The organism is Parapedobacter soli, from assembly GCF_025460835.1.
Lineage (GTDB): Bacteria > Bacteroidota > Bacteroidia > Sphingobacteriales > Sphingobacteriaceae > Parapedobacter > Parapedobacter soli.
Genome location: NZ_JAMXAY010000030.1, coordinates 52,342 through 67,853 on the forward strand (window position 1 = coordinate 52,342; position 15,512 = coordinate 67,853).

At 49.3% G+C, this 15,512-nt stretch carries 20 protein-coding genes, 1 tRNA gene and 1 pseudogene; 11 read left to right on the forward strand and 11 right to left on the reverse strand.

Going from position 1 to position 15,512, the window contains the following annotated elements; all coding sequences use genetic code 11:
• Positions 1–6 precede the first annotated feature (6 nt).
• The 3 genes from ribH to NGM62_RS13535 all read left to right on the forward strand — a co-directional run bounded on the left by ribH (position 7) and on the right by NGM62_RS13535 (position 1,516).
• Entirely contained in the window at positions 7–510 is a 504-nt protein-coding gene (gene ribH, locus NGM62_RS13525; RefSeq protein WP_262248699.1) for a 6,7-dimethyl-8-ribityllumazine synthase, read from the forward strand.
• Between the two features lie 11 nt (positions 511–521).
• The gene (locus NGM62_RS13530; protein ID WP_262248700.1) at positions 522–647 is read left to right on the forward strand and encodes a hypothetical protein; all 126 of its coding nucleotides are present in this window, start codon (positions 522–524) and stop codon (positions 645–647) included.
• 107 nt (positions 648–754) lie between these two features.
• A complete protein-coding gene (locus tag NGM62_RS13535; protein WP_262248701.1) occupies positions 755–1,516 on the forward strand; it encodes a hypothetical protein in 762 nt (253 codons plus the stop codon).
• Here the strand turns inward: NGM62_RS13535 and NGM62_RS13540 are convergent.
• Positions 1,513–1,911 (reverse strand): RNA-binding S4 domain-containing protein, encoded by a 399-nt coding sequence (locus NGM62_RS13540; RefSeq protein WP_262248734.1) that lies wholly within the window; start codon positions 1,909–1,911, stop codon positions 1,513–1,515. The two genes, NGM62_RS13535 and NGM62_RS13540, sit on opposite strands and share 4 nt — an antisense overlap.
• A gap of 117 nt (positions 1,912–2,028) precedes the next feature.
• Between NGM62_RS13540 and NGM62_RS13545 the strand changes: the two genes are divergently transcribed.
• The 4 genes from NGM62_RS13545 (at position 2,029) to folP (ending at position 4,793) form a co-directional block, all read left to right on the forward strand.
• Positions 2,029–2,847: a 2,3,4,5-tetrahydropyridine-2,6-dicarboxylate N-succinyltransferase gene (locus tag NGM62_RS13545; protein WP_262248703.1), complete on the forward strand. Its 819-nt coding sequence runs from the start codon at positions 2,029–2,031 to the stop codon at positions 2,845–2,847.
• A gap of 3 nt (positions 2,848–2,850) precedes the next feature.
• Positions 2,851–3,429 carry an L-threonylcarbamoyladenylate synthase gene (locus tag NGM62_RS13550; RefSeq protein ID WP_262248705.1) on the forward strand — a complete coding sequence of 193 codons (579 nt, stop codon included), beginning with the start codon at positions 2,851–2,853 and terminating at the stop codon, positions 3,427–3,429.
• A gap of 76 nt (positions 3,430–3,505) precedes the next feature.
• On the forward strand, positions 3,506–3,985 hold the full coding sequence (locus NGM62_RS13555; RefSeq protein WP_262248706.1) for a DUF4920 domain-containing protein: 480 nt from the start codon (positions 3,506–3,508) through the stop codon (positions 3,983–3,985).
• Between the two features lies 1 nt (position 3,986).
• Complete coding sequence (gene folP, locus NGM62_RS13560; RefSeq protein WP_262248707.1) at positions 3,987–4,793, forward strand: dihydropteroate synthase; 807 nt, start codon at positions 3,987–3,989, stop codon at positions 4,791–4,793.
• A 35-nt stretch (positions 4,794–4,828) separates the two neighbouring features.
• Here the strand turns inward: folP and metG are convergent, their stop codons facing one another.
• Positions 4,829–6,904 carry a methionine--tRNA ligase gene (gene metG, locus NGM62_RS13565; RefSeq protein WP_262248708.1) on the reverse strand — a complete coding sequence of 692 codons (2,076 nt, stop codon included), beginning with the start codon at positions 6,902–6,904 and terminating at the stop codon, positions 4,829–4,831.
• Positions 6,905–7,145: 241 nt separating this feature from the next.
• Between metG and NGM62_RS13570 the strand changes: the two genes are divergently transcribed.
• The 3 genes from NGM62_RS13570 to NGM62_RS13580 all read left to right on the forward strand — a co-directional run bounded on the left by NGM62_RS13570 (position 7,146) and on the right by NGM62_RS13580 (position 9,692).
• Positions 7,146–7,217, forward strand: a tRNA-Glu gene (locus NGM62_RS13570).
• Between the two features lie 314 nt (positions 7,218–7,531).
• Entirely contained in the window at positions 7,532–8,749 is a 1,218-nt protein-coding gene (locus NGM62_RS13575) for a site-specific integrase (protein ID WP_262248709.1), read from the forward strand.
• Positions 8,750–8,804: 55 nt separating this feature from the next.
• Positions 8,805–9,692, forward strand: coding sequence for an Rpn family recombination-promoting nuclease/putative transposase (locus NGM62_RS13580; RefSeq protein ID WP_262248710.1), 888 nt, complete (start codon positions 8,805–8,807; stop codon positions 9,690–9,692).
• A gap of 250 nt (positions 9,693–9,942) precedes the next feature.
• Here NGM62_RS13580 and NGM62_RS13585 read toward each other — a convergent pair.
• From NGM62_RS13585 to NGM62_RS13630, 9 genes and pseudogenes are all read right to left on the reverse strand, one after another.
• A pseudogene (locus tag NGM62_RS13585) lies at positions 9,943–10,826 on the reverse strand (DUF5712 family protein).
• The gene (locus NGM62_RS13595; RefSeq protein ID WP_262248714.1) at positions 10,819–10,932 is read right to left on the reverse strand and encodes a DUF5712 family protein; all 114 of its coding nucleotides are present in this window, start codon (positions 10,930–10,932) and stop codon (positions 10,819–10,821) included. The pseudogene NGM62_RS13585 and the gene NGM62_RS13595 overlap by 8 nt, the downstream one beginning before the upstream one ends.
• Before the next feature lie 3 nt (positions 10,933–10,935).
• Positions 10,936–11,490: a BfmA/BtgA family mobilization protein gene (locus NGM62_RS13600; protein WP_262248715.1), complete on the reverse strand. Its 555-nt coding sequence runs from the start codon at positions 11,488–11,490 to the stop codon at positions 10,936–10,938.
• The gene (locus NGM62_RS13605; RefSeq protein WP_262248717.1) at positions 11,477–11,794 is read right to left on the reverse strand and encodes a hypothetical protein; all 318 of its coding nucleotides are present in this window, start codon (positions 11,792–11,794) and stop codon (positions 11,477–11,479) included. The genes NGM62_RS13600 and NGM62_RS13605 overlap by 14 nt, the downstream gene beginning before the upstream one ends.
• Positions 11,795–11,798: 4 nt before the next feature.
• The gene (locus NGM62_RS13610) at positions 11,799–12,074 is read right to left on the reverse strand and encodes a helix-turn-helix domain-containing protein (protein ID WP_262248719.1); all 276 of its coding nucleotides are present in this window, start codon (positions 12,072–12,074) and stop codon (positions 11,799–11,801) included.
• A 48-nt stretch (positions 12,075–12,122) separates the two neighbouring features.
• The gene (locus tag NGM62_RS13615) at positions 12,123–12,350 is read right to left on the reverse strand and encodes a hypothetical protein (protein WP_262248720.1); all 228 of its coding nucleotides are present in this window, start codon (positions 12,348–12,350) and stop codon (positions 12,123–12,125) included.
• Positions 12,351–12,479: 129 nt separating this feature from the next.
• Positions 12,480–12,788, reverse strand: a complete 309-nt coding sequence (locus tag NGM62_RS13620) for a hypothetical protein (protein ID WP_262248722.1) — start codon at positions 12,786–12,788, stop codon at positions 12,480–12,482.
• 38 nt (positions 12,789–12,826) lie between these two features.
• Complete coding sequence (locus NGM62_RS13625) at positions 12,827–13,228, reverse strand: hypothetical protein (protein WP_262248723.1); 402 nt, start codon at positions 13,226–13,228, stop codon at positions 12,827–12,829.
• 23 nt (positions 13,229–13,251) lie between these two features.
• Positions 13,252–14,325 (reverse strand): tyrosine-type recombinase/integrase, encoded by a 1,074-nt coding sequence (locus NGM62_RS13630; protein WP_262248725.1) that lies wholly within the window; start codon positions 14,323–14,325, stop codon positions 13,252–13,254.
• 212 nt (positions 14,326–14,537) lie between these two features.
• Between NGM62_RS13630 and NGM62_RS13635 the strand changes: the two genes are divergently transcribed.
• The gene (locus NGM62_RS13635; protein ID WP_262248727.1) at positions 14,538–15,335 is read left to right on the forward strand and encodes an SDR family oxidoreductase; all 798 of its coding nucleotides are present in this window, start codon (positions 14,538–14,540) and stop codon (positions 15,333–15,335) included.
• Positions 15,336–15,512 lie beyond the last annotated feature (177 nt).

The window sequence follows — 15,512 nt, forward strand, 5'->3', positions numbered from 1 at the left end:
CCGCCCATGGCAAGTCACCACAAAAATCTTTCGGATTTCTCCCATATCGACGTTGCTTCTGCCTCGCCCTACCGCTTTGGGATTGTGGTTTCGCAATGGAATGCTGAGGTGACGGGTGCACTCTTGGATGGTGCTTATCAGGCATTGATAAAACACGGTGCCTCCGACGATAATATCCAGGTGGTACAGGTACCGGGCAGCTATGAGCTCACCGGCGGTGCAGACATCCTCCTCCGCGACCGGGGATTGGATGTCGTGATATGCCTCGGCTGCGTGATTCAAGGGGAAACCAGGCATTTCGATTTTATCTGCAGTGCTGTTGCCCATGGCATCACCCATGTTTCGTTGAAACACAATAAACCTGTTATCTTCGGCGTTCTAACAACTGATAACTTGCAGCAAGCGCTGGACAGGGCCGGCGGGAAACATGGCAATAAGGGAGAAGAGGCTGCCATCACCGCCATTCAGATGGCAGAACTGAGTGCTCGCGAGCCCAACGAGGACAGTTAAACCATTAGAGCATGAAAAAAAAGACAGTCATTATCGGCATGGCATTATTTACAGTCGTTTTGCTGTCATTGCAATCCTGTTCGCCCAAAACCTGCCCAGCCTACAATACGTATCCGAAAACAAAACGGCTCCGGTAATTGTTATCATCGGTCAGATAAACAACGCTTTTTTGCGGTCATTAATACTTTCCGCGTTTTCAGCCCCTCACGTGATAAGTTGTGCTGAAAAATCAAGAATGATAAAGATGATGCAACGTTCTGTCAAACTCAAGCTAAACCTGGCGATTGCCTTATGGTACTGCGCAATGGCAGTGGCGAACGGACAGGTCGATTCGCCCAACACGGAAGTAAAACTGGAAAAGAAACTTTGGGAGGCCATAGGGGGGCAGGAGAACTGGCAAAATGCCCGTTACTTTATGTTCAGCTGTGTTGGGGGCCGCCATTCTTTCGTACAAGGTGAGCGCAGATACCTTTGGGACAAACAAACGGGGAATTGCCGTTTCGATGGCGTTACCACCGACGATGAGGCGGTAACTGCCCTGTTTAATATCAGGACCGGCAAGGGGGCGGCCTATATCAATGATACGGAGCTCGATAATCCCCGCACCACAGCGGATATCGTTGCCGAAATCACCGAAGAGTTCACTAAAGACGCCCTTCTTCTCTTTTTACCGACAATTTTGGATGACAATCACGTTTCTTATAGCATCTCCGGGGAAAAGCTGATCGGCTCCCAGCGTATTACGGTAGTTGATATAGAAAATAAGCATACGAATACCGATGTTGCCATAGTAGGTCAATTATATATCGACTCACAAACTGGGCGGATACGAGAATGGCGACCCAGCCACGAGGGCTCCGGCTTTTCCGTGGGTGGTTATAAAGCAATCGGGAGCGGGCTGATGTTGCCCACGCGCTTCACCAACAGTGATAGTGCAGCAAGTGTTACTTTTCCGATCGCCGCGGCATTGGTACATATCGAGGGTCAGAAATTCAACAAGCCTTAATCCTCGTCCCACCAGTCGTTTTGCAGGTTATCAATCTCCCGGCGCTCCTTTTTGGTGGGCCGCCCAGTACCGCGATCGCGCGTCGGAACGGATGCCCGGTACATCGATTTGTAACCGTAGGTATCTTCCACAGGGGTAAGGTCTTTATAAAATGTGACGGCTGTTTTGGCGTCGACGCGCCTATCCAATAAACCCGTCACTTCCAATACTTTCTTTTCCATCCCTTTTTGGACGTGGTAGGCATCGCCGACCTTCACCAACGCCGAGGGCTTAACGCTGCGCCCGTCGAGTTTCACCCGCCCGGCACGGCATGCCTCCGTTGCCAAGCTACGCGTCTTGAATACGCGAATAGCCCATAAATATTTATCTACACGTAGTTTTTCAACTTCAGCCATCATGGCAAACTTAGCCAAAATGTAGATGATAGCGAAAAGTTTTCTACCTCCCCAGCGAGCGTAAGTCGGAAGAAATTGCGTTATTTGTGTGAACAACTTTCGATACACGACTCAAATATGATTAAAGAATTAGAAGGACTTGTGGAAGACGCTTGGGAAAACCGGCAGTTTTTGGAGTATAAAGAATACAGGGAAGCGATTGAGACGGTAATTCAACGATTGGATAGCGGCGAACTACGGGTAGCCGAGCCCATCGGCTCCCGCTGGCATGTGAACGAATGGATTAAAAAGGCCGTCATCCTGTATTTCCCCATCCGCCAAATGGTAGAAGTAGCGGCCGGGCCGTTCGTATTTCACGACAAAATGAAGTTAAAAACTAACTTTAAAGAGTCGGGTGTGCGCGTAGTCCCCCACGGTATTGCGCGTTACGGGGCCTATTTAGGGCGGGGCGTCATCATGATGCCGTCGTACGTCAACATCGGCGCATACGTAGATGAAGGCACCATGATCGATACCTGGGCCACCGTAGGGTCGTGTGCACAAATCGGCAGGCATGTGCACCTTAGTGGCGGCGTGGGTATAGGCGGTGTGTTGGAGCCGATACAGGCTGCTCCTGTAATCATTGAAGACAATGTTTTCGTCGGTTCGCGGTCTATCGTGGTAGAAGGGGTCCACGTGGGTGCAGAGGCCGTTCTAGGGGCCAATGTGGTACTTACCGGATCGACCAAAATCATCGATGTCAGTGGCCCGGAACCGATTGAATACAAGGGTGTGGTGCCCGAAAGGTCCGTGGTTATCCCGGGGTCCTATACCAAAACGTTTCCAGCCGGCGCATACCAAGTAAACTGTGCCTTGATTGTCGGTAAGCGTAAGGAATCGACCGATAAGAAAACATCGCTCAACGATGCGTTGCGCGAGCACAGTGTGGCGGTGTAACACATGGCTAGCGAGGTAAAACCCACGGATACCCGCGAGGCGCTCGAAACGCTACGCGCGGGTGGCCTTATCCTCTACCCCACTGATACGATATGGGGCATTGGTTGTGATGCTACAAACCCTGATGCTGTGGAGCGTGTATTCCGGCTCAAGGGACGTGACCAGGCGAAGAGCCTCATCATTTTGCTCGATAACGAAAACAAGTTGGACGGTTATGTACGGGAAGTCCCCGATATTGCCTACCAGCTTATTGAATATGCAGAGCGACCACTTACCATCGTTTACTCGGGAGCCAAAAACCTGGCCCCCAACCTGCTCGCAGAAGACGGGAGCATCGGTATCCGTATCGTGCGACATCCATTTTGTTCGGTACTGCTCCAGCGGTTCCGCAAGCCTATTGTTTCCACGTCGGCCAACGTAAGTGGCCTTCCGGCACCGGCCAGCTTCAGTGAGATCGACCCTGCCATATTCGAGGGAGTGGACTACGTGGTGAACTATGGCCAAGATGACCCGCAGGGAGGGACGGCGTCTACAGTAATGAAGCTCGAACCTAATGGTAGGTTTTCATTTATACGCAGATAAGACACTAGGAAAGCAATTTATGACAACGAATTCAGCTAAATTTGCCCATCGAGAAGAACTAAAAAAATAGTATGCCATGAAAAAGATAACATCCCTATTTGCCCTGCTTTTTTGCTTCGCTACGGCGGTAATGGCTCAAAGCGAAATCCCCCCTGCACTGCCGGGCACGCAATACGGCCAAGCCATTTCCAAAGACGGTTCCATCAGCGTGCAGCAGCTGGAAATTAAATTGAATACAGACTCCACCTACAGCGGGAAGATTGAGGGCGAGGTGGTTGAAGTGTGTAAAAAGAAAGGTTGCTTCATCCGTGTAGCCCGGGGTGGCGAAGGCGACCCGATTTTGGTACGGTTTAAGGATTACGGCTTTTTCATGCCGCAGGATATCGTAGGCAAAACGGTAGTATTGGAGGGCCAGGCGAAAGTGCGGGAGGTTTCTGTAGCACAGCAACAGCATTTTGCCGAAGATGCCGGTAAAAACGCAGAAGAGGTCGCCAAAATCACCGAGCCCAAATTAGCTATCAACATCATCGCCGATGGTGTAGTTGTGGTACGATAAAATGAATGTACGCGGCCGATTAATCGATCTTTCTGAGCCAAAAGTGATGGGCATATTGAACATCACACCAGATTCGTTTTACGATGGCGGCCGCCACAACACAGTATCTGCCGCATTGGCACAAGCTGAAAAACTGCTCACTGCGGGGGCCGACATACTCGATATCGGGGCATACTCTTCCCGGCCCGGGGCCGCAGATGTGAGTGCAGCAGAAGAGTCCGCCCGATTGCTACCCGTAATCGAGGCGATTACCACCCGATTTCCCGAAGCCGTTCTTTCTATCGATACATTCAGAGCCGATGTAGCACGCGCCTGCATGGCTGCCGGGGCACACATCGTCAACGATATTTCCGGAGGCACCCTCGACAGTGGGATGTTCGCCACCGTCGCCGAGCTGCAGGTACCTTATATCCTCATGCATATGCGAGGCACCCCCGACACGATGCAGCAACTGACGGATTACGACGACATCATCAACGATGTGAGCACATTTTTTGGCAAACAAGTGGCAGCGCTACGCCAATTGGGCGTACGAGATATCATCCTCGACCCTGGGTTTGGGTTTGCCAAAACGTTGGAGCAGAATTACGAGCTGCTACATGGGCTAGAAGCATTGCATGTGCACGGGTTACCTATACTCGGCGCCATCTCCCGCAAATCTATGATTTACAGGAAGCTGGGCATCAAACCGGATACTGCCTTAAACGGCACTACGGTACTCAACACCGTACTGCTGATGAAAGGGGTGCAGCTCCTGCGGGTGCACGACGTGGAAGCCGCCAAGGAGGCCATCGCTTTGCTCCGGTAGGCCACTATTGCCCAATAGGTATCGTGCCCAATAGGCTATCGGATTACGCTACCCGTCCGCATAGCCGATTGCGGCGACACAAATTCGAGCCGACCGTCCGGGGCCTCGGCCATCAGAATCATTCCCTGAGATACGATTCCCTTGATTTTACGGGGCTCCAAGTTGACCAGAATAGCCACCTGTTTACCTATGATTTCTTCCGGGGCAAAGAATTCGGCAATACCGGATACAACAGTTCGCTGGTCGATACCGGTGTCTATGCTAAGCTTGAGCAATTTCTTGGTTTTCGCCACCTTTTCCGCTGCCAGGATTTCACCTGTCCGGATATCCATTTTCACGAAATCCTCAAACTCGATCGGGTCCTTTGCATCGACCAATTCGACTGTGGGTTCTTTGCTATCGATTACAGCTGTCGACAATTTGGCGAGCTGGGCCGTTATCTGGTCATCAGTAATCTTTTCAAAAAGCAGCTGTGCTTCTCCGAGCTGGTGGCCTGCCGGCAGCAATGTACTATTACCTGCCTGTTCCCAGTCGCACTTATCCAAGCGCAGCATTTCCGTCATTTTACGAGCCGTAAACGGAAGGAACGGCTGCGCAAGCACCGCTAAGTTGGCCGCAATCTGCAAGCCGACATTCAGCACCGTCTTCACGCGCTCTTCATCTGTTTTGATTACTTTCCAAGGCTCGGCATCGGCCAGGTACTTATTGCCCAGTCTCGCTACGTTCATGAATTGTGCCAGTGCCTCGCGGAAGCGGAAGTGGGTGATCGATGCAGCAATATGTTTCGGGTATCGCTCCAGTTCGGAAAAAATAAAACGGTCTGTATCGGTCAACCCCCCGGCGGGCATCACTTTTCCTTCGAAATATTTGTGGGAAAGCACCAATACACGGTTGATGAAATTCCCAAAAATGGCAACGAGTTCATTATTTACGCGGGCCTGGAAGTCGCGCCATGTAAATTCGCTGTCCGATGTCTCGGGCAGTATAGACGTGAGTACATACCGCAGCTCGTCCTGTTTACCCGGAAACTCCTCGAGGTATTCATGCAACCAGACAGCATGGTTGCGTGAGGTGGACAACTTATCCCCTTCGAGGTTAAGGAACTCATTGGCCGGGACATTCTCCGGCAGGATGTATTCGCCATGCGCATGGAGGATGCTTGGGAACGTGATGCAGTGGAATACGATATTGTCTTTGCCGATAAAGTGGATCAGGCATGAGTCATCAGCAGGGTCGGCCTGCTTTTTCCAGTACTTTTCCCAGTCGTTCCCCGTATCCAGTGCCCATTGTTTGGTTGCCGAGATGTAGCCGATGGGTGCATCCAGCCATACGTAAAGCTTCTTGCCCTTTGCCTCTTCGAGGGGCACATCTACTCCCCAATCCAGATCGCGCGTCATCGACCGGGGCTGCAAGCCAGATTTGAGCCACGAGCGGCACTGCCCGTAAACATTGGGTTTTAGTACGTCTTTCTTCCCCTCAAGCAGCCATTTCTCCAGCCATGGCTGGTATTTGTCTAATGGCAAATACCAGTGCTTAGTTTCACGGAGTACCGGTGGTTTCCTACTTAGCGTAGACACCGGATTGATCAGGTCGGTAGGATTGAGCGAGGTGCCGCACTTCTCACACTGGTCGCCATAGGCCCCTTCATTCTTGCAATTAGGGCATATACCTGTGATATATCTATCCGCCAAGAATTGGTGGTATTCCTCGTCATAATACTGCTCGGTCACCTGTTCGACGAATTCTCCCTTTTCGTATAAATTGAGGAAAAACTCTTGCGAAAGTTCGTGGTGTATCCGCTCAGACGTTCGGTGGTATATATCGAACGAGATACCGAACTGCGCGAAGCTTTCCTTAATTTGCGCGTGGTACCGATCAATGATTGCTTGGGGTGTCGTGCCGTCTTTTTTCGCCTTGATGGTGATGGCTGCGCCATGTTCGTCTGACCCTCCCACATATACCACGTCTCGATTATTGAGCCGAAGGAAACGCACGTAAATATCAGCGGGAACATAGGCACCAGCCAAGTGCCCGATATGCAGTGGGCCGTTTGCGTAGGGAAGCGCCGACGTAATTGTATAACGTTTAAAAGGTAAGTCTATATTACTCAATGTATATCAGTTATTTAGCAGGGAAGAAATTCGATTTCACCGAAATATAAACCCCAATGTTTGCAATTAGGGCAAAGATAAATGAAATTGCGCGGAATTAACAGCGGGTTAGGCAAAATCGCGAATCAAAAAATGGCTACACAAATCGACACTAATTTTCTATATTTTTTTTGGAACGAATAGAAATACTTCTATCTTTGCAGACCGAAAAACAGTAATATGTTTTTCAAAATTAAAAAAAGGCCCGTTCGTCTAGGGGTTAGGACGCAAGATTTTCATTCTTGAAACAGGGGTTCGATTCCCCTACGGGCTACACATCTTGAAGTCAAAACATACAAAAGCCTGCAAATTAAACGTTTGCAGGCTTTTTGTTTTTTACAGCATCCTGATTCATTCAATTATTCACATAAAAACAGTGAGTAATTCAGTGAGTCAATTCCCCGCATACCTTTACTCACTGAAAACGTTGTAAATAATTGTAAAACAACGTGTTCAATCATTGAACATCTTGACTGCCGTACGCTGCAAGGCTAATTTGCACCACTTAAATTTTGCCTTTCAGTGGCGGTGCAGAGCTCGTCCCGAAGCTCGGGACTTGGTTTTGTTTCACTTAAATGATGTGTTATCATGAGTACGAATTATTCCTTGCTCTTCTACTTGAAGAAACCAAAAAACTATGCTGTTGGTGCAAAACCCATTTACATGCGTATCACCGTGGCCGGTGAACCCAAGGAAATATCCACTGGCCGCGAATGCGACCCCGTACGCTGGAATGCCAAGGCCAACCGTGCCAAGGGCACCAAAGAGGACATCCGTGGCCTGAACGCCTACCTCGACATGCTGGAGCGAAAGGTGGCTGATGCCCACCTCCAACTCTTAAAGGACGGCGCGGAAATCACCGCCGAATCGCTGAAACTGAAATTCCTCGGCAAGGACGTGCAACGACGGTATTTGATGGAAACGTTTACCGAACACAACCGGAAGATGGAAGCGTTGCTTGGGAAAGGCTTTAAACCCAACACGCTGAAAGGCTACAATACATCTGTTGCACACCTGACCTCCTATTTGGAAAAATGCCATGGTGAAACGGACATCGACATCCGGCGCATCGACCATGCGTTCATCATAGGCTATGAGTTTTTCCTCCGCTCTGACATGGGATGTAGTGCGGTGTCGGCGGCCAAGTACATGAAGCACCTGCGTAAAATCATAAACCAGTGTCTTGCACACCGATGGATTACGGAAAACCCCTTTGCGTTCTACAAAACGAAAGCCAAGCCAAGGGAAAAGGAATTCCTAACACCGGATGAATTGGACAGGATAGCCATTAGGGAATTCAGAATACCAAGGCTGGCACATGTGCGTGATATCTTCGTGTTCTGCTGCTATACGGGGCTGTCATACGCCGATGTAAGGAAACTGCAAAAGACGGACATTGCAAAGGGAATTGACGGTAGACTGTGGGTGTTGACCAGCCGGGAGAAAACGGAAACTCCCTCCAACATCCCGCTGCTGCCACAGGCCTTGGAAATCATCGGGGGCTATGCGGACTATCCCCCATGCGTGGCAAAGGGGCTGGTACTTCCGGTGTTGAGCAACCAAAAGATGAACAGCTACCTGAAAGAGATTGCCGACCTGTGCGGCATCACCAAAAAGCTGACATTCCACATGGCACGGCACACATTCGCCACCACGGTGACATTGGCCAACAGCGTGCCTATCGAAACGGTTTCCAAAATGCTGGGACATACCAATATCAAAACTACCCAGCACTATGCCAAGCTACTGGACACGCGGATTGGCAGCGATATGGAGGCCTTACAGAAGCGGCTGGCCGGAATGTGATTGGTAACGGCACCCATTGATTTAACAACGTTTGACTAAAACAGTATATTTGACCATGGCAAAAACAGAAAAACCTACCGTAAAGAAGTACATAGACCCGTTGACCGACTTCGGTTTCAAAAGGCTCTTTGGGAGCGAACCCAACAAGGATTTGCTGATTGACTTCCTCAATGGTGTGTTCCGCGGACGGAAACACATCGCGGATCTGGTATACAACAAAAACGAGCATCCCGGCGAAACGGTAAATGAGGGTGGTGCCATATTCGACCTTACCTGTACCGGAAATGACGGGGAACAATTCATCATCGAGGTGCAACGGGGAAAACAGGGTAACTTCAAGCAGCGGGCAATCTTCTATACCAGTCGCCTGGTCACCGAACAGGCTCCCAAAGGAAAGCGTTCGGAATGGGCGTATAACGTGAAAGAAGTGTACCTTATCGCGCTCTTGGAAGATTTCTCGCTGGATAATATTGAAAGTGATGGTGGTTTTCTGCATGATATTTGCCTGAGCAACAGGGAGACAGGCAAAGTTTTTTATGAGGGGCTGGGGTATATATTCATTGAATTGATTAAATTTGTAAAAACGGAAGCGGAACTGGATACCGACCTTGACAAATGGCTCTATGTTTTGAAGAACATGAGCAGCATGAATAAGATTCCGGTATATCTGCGCAAACCGATTTTTGAAAAACTGTTTAACATTGCTGAATACAGCAATCTGACAAAGGAGGAAAAGACCATGTACGATACAAGTCTGAAACGCAAATGGGATAACAAAGCTGTGTTGGACTATGCAGTAAATGAGGCGGCAAAGGAAGCAGCAAAGGAGGCCAAACAAGAAGAAAAAATGGAAATTGCCCGTGAAATGAAAATGGACGGCATTTCCGTTGAGCAGATTGCCAAATTTACCAAGCTGTCCATCGAGAAAATCGAAAAGCTTTAACAGAACGCTCACCATTATAGAGTAAGCCATCCCAAAACGGATGGCTTTTTTCGTATCCCCCCACCCCTTGTACGCACCAAGGCATTTTCACCGCTTAGGCCACCGAACGCACGGCGGGGGAATCGGGTCAAGGGCGCCGGAGGGCAAAGGCCTGCGGGAGGGGGCGTTTATATACCCTTGACCTTTCCCCCGCCGTGGGTAATTTTGGCCGGGCGGTGCAAAGGCCGGATGTTTTCACCCATCGGTAAACTCACCGCCTGATACCCCGTGACTGCGCTTTCTTTTTCCGTTTGCGCCGCTTCTCCTCCTCCTCGATGGGGCTTTGCTGCTCACCCGCTCCCTCCACCGGAGCCATCAGTAATCCCAATAGGTCGGCAGCCATACTGCCCGTGGTGGCCAGCATTTCGCCCACACTTTCGAACATGCCTTGGGTAACATCATGCGCCAGTTCCATTGCCAACCGTTGACTCTGCGGATGCCGCCTCGTCAATTCCGTGAGCGTGTGCATCTGTGCCTTTTGCCGTGCTGTACCGTTCTTCATCGTATTGGCATATTGCAGGCTGTCTTTCAGGTTACGCTCGAAGTCGAACAGCTCATCGAACAGCGTCTCGCCCGATTGCTTGAACGCGGTGCGGTCGAACTGCCCCAGCTTTTGCGAATGGGCTTTGTTTTTGCCACGTGACGTATTCTGCGGGCTTAGCTTGATACGGTTCGTGATGTCCTTACGGCTCACGATGATCTGGACGTGCATCTGCCGCCCTTCCTTGCGCGCACCTTTTTTCTTTTGCCCGTTTTTCACCTCTTTGTCGTTGTGGCTGTAATAGCGGTAGCTTTCCAGCTTGCCGAACCAAAGCAAATCCCGATGGTTGTTTATGCCGAGGCGTTTGAAGTTACGGGCGTATTCGTCCATTACCCTCATGGCAAATTCCTTTAGGTTTTCTTTTGCGCCGTCCTCGCCGTATTGCGACACAAGGTGCGCCAGTTCCTTTTGGCTGGGGCGATGTTGATGAGGAAGAATTTGCTATCTTCCCTACCCAGCTTCGCCACGTTGCGGTCGATACCCATCCGCACCTCGTGGGGTTTGATGTCTCTGGCCATTCCGTTGAACCAATGTTCCGGTTTATTTTCATTCATTTGCGTTTTCCGGCTTCATCCGGTTTTCCTTTTCGAGGTAATGCACCAATGCTCCGCTACTGCCCTTGTTATCTCCCGTTTCCGATTTGGTAATGTTGATGTACATACGTTACAGATTATCCAGTGATTGCCTCGCATGCTTGGCCAGTTCCTCTTTCTTGGCTGCCGATACGGGCCAGCCGAGGGCTTCCCGCTGGGTGATGTAATAATCGAGTATCTGCCGGAACCTGGACTTCAATGCTTCCTTTTCCCGAATGTTGCCGAGTATCTTTTTCAGTGTACCGTCGACCAGTTTCAGGTAGCCGATGGTTTCCCTGCCCATGATGATTGCCTCCGACTGTCTTTTGCCGATGTCTTTCAAAAGCGGGCTTTGTGCTTTTGCGATGGCCATGAGTTCGTCCATTGCCGAATACATCGGCACCAGCATATCACCCTCCTGTTTGCGGATGAACGAGAGGATGCGGCTGATACCGCTTGACAGTTCCTTTTTCAGCACCTCATCGTTCAGGTCGGCGGGGTCTTTCTTGCTCTTGTAGAAATAATCCACCATCTGCATGACCACCTCCCGCTTGGTGCGGCCAAGTTTCCGTGCAAGCAGGGTGAGCCGTTCGTCCACCGCCTCGGGGAAACGGACGGATTTCGTGTTCTCGTCAATCCTGACCATTTACCCCTCCTTCCCCGTGGATGTTGAACCTGAACCTGCTCCCCTTGGCCGGATGCCACGAGGGGCGGTACTCCACGTAACCGTAGGCCACCAGTTCCGAAAGGCACTTATGGTAGGTGGCGATGGAACGTATCCGCGAGAAGCGCATGAGCTTCCTGCGGCTGGCGTGGAACTGGCGTTGCAGGTTGCCGCAATCGTGGTGATGGAACAATGCCGCCACCAACCCGATGTGCGTGGGCAGCAACCGACCGTCATCGCCTATCCGTTCAAAGAATTCGCTGAATGCGTGCTTGGGTATTTTCATCCGTTCACCCATTGCAGTTACCTCCCTCCATCATTTTCCTGATGTCCTCCCTGTGGTAGTACATGCTGCCGCCCACCTTGCGGTACGGCAGCGTCCCGTTGACACGGAGATTCTGCAACGTACCGGGCGATACGCCCAGCAGCTTGCGTACCTCGGCACTTTTCAGCCACTCCCTGTCAAGGTTGTCTTTTTCCTTGCTCCCGATGATTTGCTTGAACTCTTCCAGCATTTCCCGCTTGAACTGCCGGAGGTCTTCCCGTGTGATGATGTCTATTTCCATATCCCTATCATTATATTTCCATATCCGTATATCCCGATAGTGGGATATTCAATCGCGCCGTCTAAGCGGCGCACGGTATACCGCCAAGTATACCGAAACCTTATGCTGGGGCTGTGCCAGCGTACCCAGGTATCCCCGGAGGATACCCGAACCCCCCATGGCGATAGCTTGGGGGCAAGCAAGTAGGGCTATGCCCAACTTCCGCTTGCTCCATTCCCATCGGGGAATGGCAATTTGGCGGAACGTGCGAACAGCACGGTTAGGCTCTGCTACCAAACAGGGCGGTATCCGGTGTTTCCATCGGGCGGCACCCGTTCTGTTGGGGCAAAGTTGGGGGATAAAACAGGGATATGAATGACCAAACGAGGCGGCTTGGTCATGTTCGGGGATTGAACGGGTAGATGATTAGGCGTGGTCTGCGGGGACGATGCGGAACAGCTTCCTGTCTTCGGGAACCTGCGAACCTTTTATTGGGGCTTCGCCCTTGCCCACGAAATAGTTGCGCACGGTATCCAGCGGGATTTCCTTGCCGCCGTGGTTGAAGTATTTCGCTATTAGCTTGTAATACGGGCTGTGGTGGTCGCTTTTGAGCAGCGACCTCCCATTGGGCAGTTCCACTTCGCGCAGTTGCTGGATGAGGTCAATGAGCGTGGGCAGATAGCCGTCTTCAACATATACTTTCTGTGAAACCCCGTAGTTCGTATGCGCTTTCAACTGTTCTTCCAAATCTTGGATATGGGCTTGGAGTTCGGCTATCTTTCCGTCTTTTCTTTCACCAGCACATCGTTAGGCCGGACATTCCATTTATCTCGGGTACCGAGGTATTGTTGGAATTCGGTAAGTTTCCCGATATTTGACAAATGCCGGGGATGCTCGGATGAGAACGGGTCCTTCCGTTCGAAATGCTCAATCCGTTTCTGCACGATATACCACACATGGGAAAGGAAATCTTTTTCGGCATCCTGACCCGAGGACAGGAAATAATTTAGGTGGTAGGTGTAATAGCACTCAAATTTGGTTTTGTCCAATCCGTAGATTTTGAGTAGAAAATGATTGTTGCCATAACCCCTCTTCAAACCAAGTATGTTGCCAACATCAAACGGATGTGGGGAAAAATCGAGGCGCTTTCTGCTTTTGAAGTAATTTAATCCCATTGTGATAATTCTTAAATCTGTAGTCACAACATCCTGTCCAACGGACTTTTGATTGCATTCAGTTGCGCATTGCCGACTTTTGCATAAAGCATCGTGGTCTTAATGTCATTGTGACCAAGTAGCTGCTGTATAAATGACATATCCGTGCCGTATTCCAGTAAATGTGTGGCGTAACTATGCCGCAAACCGTGTATCCCTATCGGCCTGTTTACCTTTGCGGCCTTCATCGCATTCTTGAACACAGCTTGGACACTGCGGACGGAATACTGCCCTCCATACTGGCCTTCAAAAAGATAAGTCTTAGGGCGATACGCTTTATAATACTCCCGTAGCAAATCCAGCACTGCGGTCGGTAGCGGTACATACCGGTCTTTCTTTCCTTTGCCCGCTTCGATGAGTACCTGCATCCGTCCACTGTCGATGTCGCTCAATTTCAGATTGACAACCTCACTTACTCGCAGCCCCATTCCGTAGCACAGTTGCAACATCAGCAAATGCTTCTGGTTTCGTACCGTGTCGAATATCCGTTTTATTTCCTTTTGGCTCAACACCTTTGGCAAGGTGGACGGCTTCTTCGGCCGTGGGATTTCGGCAAAGAAATCCGGTTTATGGAGCACCTGTTCAAAATAGAATTTGATGGCGTTGAGCCTGCTGTGCAGCTGGCTTTCTGAAATCTTCAATGTATTGATGCAATAAAGGATGTAAGCACGGAGACGGTCGTAGCCCAGCGAATCAACGGGCACATCTTTCAAAATATACAGTAGCTGTGCAAATTCGATCATGTATGTCTTTATGGTGGATGGACTATAGGCTTTCATCTGCAATACTTCTTTCATGCGTTGCAACTCCCGAGCATTTACGGGTGACAATTTGGACAACACCCCTTTGCCAACCGGTGGGATTTTCATCCCAAATAGTGTCCGGAAATGGGTGTTGTCCGGTACATACCAGCACTTTTCAGACCTACTCCACCTACCTTTCAGCGATTTGACCAAATCAATCTTTGCCCGGTCGTATTTGAAATCTATCCAAATGACTGCGGCATCCCTGTGCCTGCCGTCCCGAAAATCAAAACCAGAAAAATCGACAACTTCCATATTGCGTATTTTGTATTATCTACCAAAGCAAATCTAAGAAAGTTATACAAAATGCGCAATAGATATAATCTGATAACACCAAAGCAAGGCACTTAAAAACAACTATTTATAGAGGTTAACAGAAAGACACTTGACATCCTTGCATATAGAAGAGTATTGCGTATATTTGAGAGTTATAGGGCATTTTAAAAGACGACACTATTAAGACAAATATGAGACTAAAAGACAAAATAGCATTAATAACAGGTTCGGCTCGTGGGATAGGACAGGCAACCGCTGAACTCTTTCACAAAGAAGGAGCTATCGTTATCGTGTCTGACATTCGGGACGAAGAAGGCATTGCTATAGTAAAGAAGTTAAAGATAAATGCAGAATACTTGCATTTAGACGTTGGAAATGAAGAAAATTGGAAAAATGCAAAGGAATACATTACTGAAAAATACGGAAGACTTGACATATTAGTAAACAATGCAGGAATAACAGGATTTTTGGAATCATCAGGACCTTGGGACGCTGAAAATTCAGACTTGAATTCTTGGGAAGAAGTTCACAGAGTAAACTCAACAGGTGTTATGCTTGGCTGTAAATATGCTATCAAACTTATGAAAGACAATGGCGGAAGTATTGTAAATATTTCTTCAAGAAGTGGTGTTGTAGGAATTCCAGGTGCCGTTGCATACGCTTCAAGCAAGGCTGCTGTTAGAAATCACACAAAAAGTGTTGCTTTATACTGTGCAGAAAAGGGATATAGAATTAGGTGTAACAGTGTTCATCCAGCAGCGATTATGACACCTATGTGGGACGCTATGCTAGGAGAAGGAGAACAAAGACAACAAATAATTGAAGATGTAGAGTTTGGTATTCCAATGGGTCACTTTGGAGAACCGATTGATGTTGTATACGGAATTCTCTATTTAGCAAGTGACGAGAGTAAATATGTAACAGGAATTGAACTAACTATTGACGGTGGAATTTTAGCAGGAAGTGACGCGAAACCAAGAAAAAAATAGAAAAACGCCCTATAACACGGGTTTTGCGTCAGGCGGGCTGACGTGCAAACTTGAAGCTTTGTGCTTCTAATGAACTTTAGTAATAAATTGAACTTTGTGCTCCGAAACCCGCCCGAACGCAAAGCCCTAAAACGTTGGCAGTCATTGTAAAAAACAGACGATAAAAATATGAAGAAC

What these genes read in the sequence shown, in the direction of transcription:
- ribH (WP_262248699.1), top strand. Translation starts at nt 7, where the DNA reads ATGGCAAGTCACCACAAAAATCTTTCGGATTTCTCCCATATCGACGTT.
- NGM62_RS13555 (WP_262248706.1), top strand. Translation starts at nt 3,506, where the DNA reads ATGAAAAAGATAACATCCCTATTTGCCCTGCTTTTTTGCTTCGCTACG.
- NGM62_RS13595 (WP_262248714.1), bottom strand. Translation starts at nt 10,932, where the DNA reads ATGTACATCAACATTACCAAATCGGAAACGGGAGATAACAAGGGCAGT.
- NGM62_RS13630 (WP_262248725.1), bottom strand. Translation starts at nt 14,325, where the DNA reads ATGGAAGTTGTCGATTTTTCTGGTTTTGATTTTCGGGACGGCAGGCAC.
- NGM62_RS13530 (WP_262248700.1), top strand. Translation starts at nt 522, where the DNA reads ATGAAAAAAAAGACAGTCATTATCGGCATGGCATTATTTACAGTCGTT.
- folP (WP_262248707.1), top strand. Translation starts at nt 3,987, where the DNA reads ATGAATGTACGCGGCCGATTAATCGATCTTTCTGAGCCAAAAGTGATG.
- NGM62_RS13610 (WP_262248719.1), bottom strand. Translation starts at nt 12,074, where the DNA reads ATGGAAATAGACATCATCACACGGGAAGACCTCCGGCAGTTCAAGCGG.
- NGM62_RS13635 (WP_262248727.1), top strand. Translation starts at nt 14,538, where the DNA reads ATGAGACTAAAAGACAAAATAGCATTAATAACAGGTTCGGCTCGTGGG.
- NGM62_RS13545 (WP_262248703.1), top strand. Translation starts at nt 2,029, where the DNA reads ATGATTAAAGAATTAGAAGGACTTGTGGAAGACGCTTGGGAAAACCGG.
- NGM62_RS13535 (WP_262248701.1), top strand. Translation starts at nt 755, where the DNA reads ATGATGCAACGTTCTGTCAAACTCAAGCTAAACCTGGCGATTGCCTTA.
- NGM62_RS13600 (WP_262248715.1), bottom strand. Translation starts at nt 11,490, where the DNA reads ATGGTCAGGATTGACGAGAACACGAAATCCGTCCGTTTCCCCGAGGCG.
- NGM62_RS13550 (WP_262248705.1), top strand. Translation starts at nt 2,851, where the DNA reads ATGGCTAGCGAGGTAAAACCCACGGATACCCGCGAGGCGCTCGAAACG.
- NGM62_RS13575 (WP_262248709.1), top strand. Translation starts at nt 7,532, where the DNA reads ATGAGTACGAATTATTCCTTGCTCTTCTACTTGAAGAAACCAAAAAAC.
- NGM62_RS13540 (WP_262248734.1), bottom strand. Translation starts at nt 1,911, where the DNA reads ATGGCTGAAGTTGAAAAACTACGTGTAGATAAATATTTATGGGCTATT.
- NGM62_RS13605 (WP_262248717.1), bottom strand. Translation starts at nt 11,794, where the DNA reads ATGAAAATACCCAAGCACGCATTCAGCGAATTCTTTGAACGGATAGGC.
- NGM62_RS13625 (WP_262248723.1), bottom strand. Translation starts at nt 13,228, where the DNA reads ATGGGATTAAATTACTTCAAAAGCAGAAAGCGCCTCGATTTTTCCCCA.
- NGM62_RS13580 (WP_262248710.1), top strand. Translation starts at nt 8,805, where the DNA reads ATGGCAAAAACAGAAAAACCTACCGTAAAGAAGTACATAGACCCGTTG.